At 69.9% G+C, this 3,214-nt stretch carries 3 protein-coding genes and 2 pseudogenes; all 5 read left to right on the top strand.

What is annotated here, in order from left to right; all coding sequences use genetic code 11:
* A pseudogene (locus tag G3N96_RS38095) lies at positions 1-218 on the top strand (hypothetical protein); the annotation flags it as partial.
* Position 219: 1 nt separating this feature from the next.
* Positions 220-843: a hypothetical protein gene (locus G3N96_RS38100; RefSeq protein ID WP_206140433.1), complete on the top strand. Its 624-nt coding sequence runs from the start codon at positions 220-222 to the stop codon at positions 841-843.
* A 1-nt stretch (position 844) separates the two neighbouring features.
* A complete protein-coding gene (locus G3N96_RS38105; RefSeq protein WP_046547055.1) occupies positions 845-1,828 on the top strand; it encodes a ferritin-like domain-containing protein in 984 nt (327 codons plus the stop codon).
* Between the two features lie 3 nt (positions 1,829-1,831).
* The gene (locus G3N96_RS38110) at positions 1,832-2,815 is read left to right on the top strand and encodes a ketoacyl-ACP synthase III family protein (protein WP_206140434.1); all 984 of its coding nucleotides are present in this window, start codon (positions 1,832-1,834) and stop codon (positions 2,813-2,815) included.
* Positions 2,805-3,214 (top strand): annotated as a pseudogene (locus G3N96_RS38115) (PLP-dependent decarboxylase); the annotation flags it as partial. The gene G3N96_RS38110 and the pseudogene G3N96_RS38115, both read left to right, overlap by 11 nt.

Consider the following 3,214-nt stretch of genomic DNA (forward strand, 5'->3'; position numbering starts at 1 on the left):
TCGCGTCGGTCGGCAAGACGCCGCTGCTGCCGGACGGTCACGAGCAGTTCGGTCATGCGTTCGGCAGCGATCCGTGGCTGTCGGTGCTGCTCGCGCATCGCGACGGCGACACGCCGCGCCGCGCGGCCGTCTGCTCGCTCGCGCTGAACGGCTATTACGCGGTCGCCGACGTCGCGTTCGCGCCGGACGCGACGTTCTCTCTCGACGACGAGGCGTGACATGGTGCGACCCGTTCACTTCACCTACCGGATCGAGCGCGACGCGCGGCAGCCGGTCGCGGTCGCCGCGAGCGCGTACCGGATGCCGCTCGACACGCCGGCCGACTATGCGCGTGCCGCGCTCGCGGAAACGGCCGGCGACGTATACGACGCCGGTGATGCACTCGGCGGCGATCGCCGCGTGCTGCTCGACCACGTCCAGTACTTCGCATTCCTCGCCGAAATCACCACGCGGATCCGCAACGACGTGCACCCGGACGCACGCCTGTTCATCGAAGTCTGCGCGCCGTACTTCGGCGCGTTGCCGGCCGAACTGCTCGCGCCGCACGTGCTGCTCGGCGTGCACCTGTACGACGAAGCCTTGCGCGATGCCACGCGCGGCGCCCCGGTCGTGTGGATCGGCGACCGCATCCTGCGCGACGCGGAATTCGCCGGCGACAACCGCGTGTGCTGCGCGATCTGGCCGGCGCGGCTCGCCGACGCCTTCGACGCGCAGCTGCGCGGCGCATGGCCGTCGTATGCGATCCGCCTCGACCCGCACCCGGCCGCGCCGCGCGCCGCCGCCACGACGCTTACCGATTCCGCCCATCATTCCGGCGCCGCCGCGCGGCCGGGGAGACCTTGAAATGACTGACACGCTCACCGTTATGCAGGACACGGCCGACATCCGCTGGTCGATGCCCGTCGACGCCCTGATGTCGAACGACTACGCACTGCGCGAAGAGGCGCTGAACCGGTTGTACGAAAAGGCGAAGGCCGCGCAGTGGGACGTCGCGACCGACGTCGACTGGAGCCACGATCTCGATCCGGCGAATCCGCTCGGCATGCCCGACCCGACGCTGCTGATCTACGGCACCGAGCTGTGGGGCAAGCTGTCGGACACCGACAAGCGCGAGGTGCGCCATCACGCGCAGGGCTGGCTGCTGTCGCAGATCCTGCACGGCGAGCAGGCCGCGCTGATCTGCGCATCGAAGCTCGCCTCGGCCGAGAACGGCCTGAGCGCGCGGCTGTGCGCGGCCGCGCAGATGATGGATGAAGCGCGCCACGTCGAGGCGTACGCGAAGCTCGTGAACGAGAAGCTCGACGTCAGCTACCCGATGAGCCGCTCGCTGAAGGGGCTGCTGCACGACACAATCACGAGCAGCGCGCTCGACATGACGAACCTCGGGATGCAGGTGCTCGTCGAAGGCATCGCGCTGTCGATCTTCCAGAGCGTGGTCGCGTACAGCACCGATCCGTTCATCAAGGACCTGTTCGTGCGGATCCAGCGCGACGAATCGCGCCACTTCGCGGTCGGCCGGATCACGCTGTGCCGCGTGTATGCGGAGATGAGCGCGGTCGAGCTGCGCGAGCGCGAGGAGTTCGTCTGCGAAGGCGCGGCCGTGCTGTACGAGCACCTGTGCGCGGACGACATCTGGGAACCGATGGGGCTGTCGAAGCGCGAATGCAGCGCGATGGTGCGCGAATCGCCGGTCTCCAGCTCGATCCGCCGCTCGATCTTCCGGCGCCTGGTGCCGACGATCCGCGAGATGGGCCTGCTCACGCCGACCGTGCAGGCGACCTTCGAAAAACTCGACGTCCTCGACTACGCGGCGATGCCGCTCAACTGAACCATGACGACGACCTCCTCCCAAGCGTCACGCGATTTCTGGATCGGCATCGACGCGGTGGCCTACGAGCTGCCGGGCCTGCCCGTCGATATCGAGGCCTGGGCCGCCGAGCGCGACTACCCGGCGCAACGGGCCGCGGCGATCGCGCACTCGGGCAGCCGCTATTTCCACATGGCGCTCGACACGAGCGAGACCGATCTCGCGATCGCGGCGGCCGGCCGCCTGCTCGACACGGCGCGCGTGCATCCGTCCGACATCGGCGCGATCGTGCACGTGCACACGCAGCAGTTCAGCGTGCCGCCCGCGCCGCGCAGCCTGCCGCACGAGCTGGCCGCGCAGCTCGGCATCGAGCCGTTGTGGCTCGGCTCGGTCGCGCAGCTGAACTGCGTGTCGGTCGCGGCCGGGATCGAGACGGTGCGCGCGCTGATGCGCCGCTATCCGCAGCTCGACGCGGCGCTCGTCGTGTCGTCCGACCGCGTGTACGGCGAGGATTACCGGATGCGGCAGATGACGGGCGTGCAGTGCGACGGCGCGGCCGCGATGCTGATCGCGCGCAACAGCACGAAGAACCGGCTCGGCGGCATCGCGATCGAGACGCATGCGAAATGGCATCGCGGCTCGGACACCGTCGCCGCGAACGAGGCCGACCTGATCATGATGGAGTGGCCGTACACGCGCAAGGCGATCGACGCGGCGGTCGCGCTCGAGCCGTACGCGCTCGACAAATACGAGCTCGTGCTGCCGCACAACGCCGACCTGCCCGGCTGGAACGCGCTGTGCCGCGCGATGCGCGTGCCGGCCGAGCGGCTCTATGCGGAGAACATCCATGCGCGCGGCCATGCGTGCTGCTCGGACTTCCCGATCAACCTGGCCGACGTCGGGCTCGACGCGGTCGCGCGCGGCCAGCGCGTGCTCGGCGTGATGCAGTCGAACTGCGGCGCGTACGCGGCCGCCACGCTCCATCCGGTGGGCCGCCATGACGCCTGAGCGCCCGCTTCCGCCCGCCGGCGACCACGCGTGGATCGCCGACCTGCGCACGCCGTGCTACGTGTACGAGCCGGAAGTCGCGATCGCGCGCTACCGGTCGCTGAAGGCGCGGCTCGGCACGCGGCTGATCGTGTCGCTGAAGGCGAACCCGAACCAGGACATGCTCGCCCGCTGCGCGCATGCGTACGAGGATGGCGTCGAACTCGCGAGCCGCGGCGAACTCGACGCGGTGATCGGCCGGATCAAGACGCCCCGCTACCTGAACAACCCGTCGATGGACGAGATGTTCATGCGCGCCGGGCTCGCGTCGCGCTGCCATTTCGTGCTCGACAACCCGGACGCGGTCGCGCGCTTCGTGCCGCTGGCGCGCGAGGCGGCGGCCGGCGGCGGCACGCCGGG

The organism is Burkholderia sp. Se-20373 (assembly GCF_017104705.1).
Taxonomy (GTDB): Bacteria; Pseudomonadota; Gammaproteobacteria; order Burkholderiales; family Burkholderiaceae; genus Burkholderia.

Excerpts from the sequence above, each read along its gene's own strand:
- G3N96_RS38100 (WP_206140433.1), top strand. The coding sequence starts at position 220 with ATGGTGCGACCCGTTCACTTCACCTACCGGATCGAGCGCGACGCGCGG.
- G3N96_RS38105 (WP_046547055.1), top strand. The coding sequence starts at position 845 with ATGACTGACACGCTCACCGTTATGCAGGACACGGCCGACATCCGCTGG.
- G3N96_RS38110 (WP_206140434.1), top strand. The coding sequence starts at position 1,832 with ATGACGACGACCTCCTCCCAAGCGTCACGCGATTTCTGGATCGGCATC.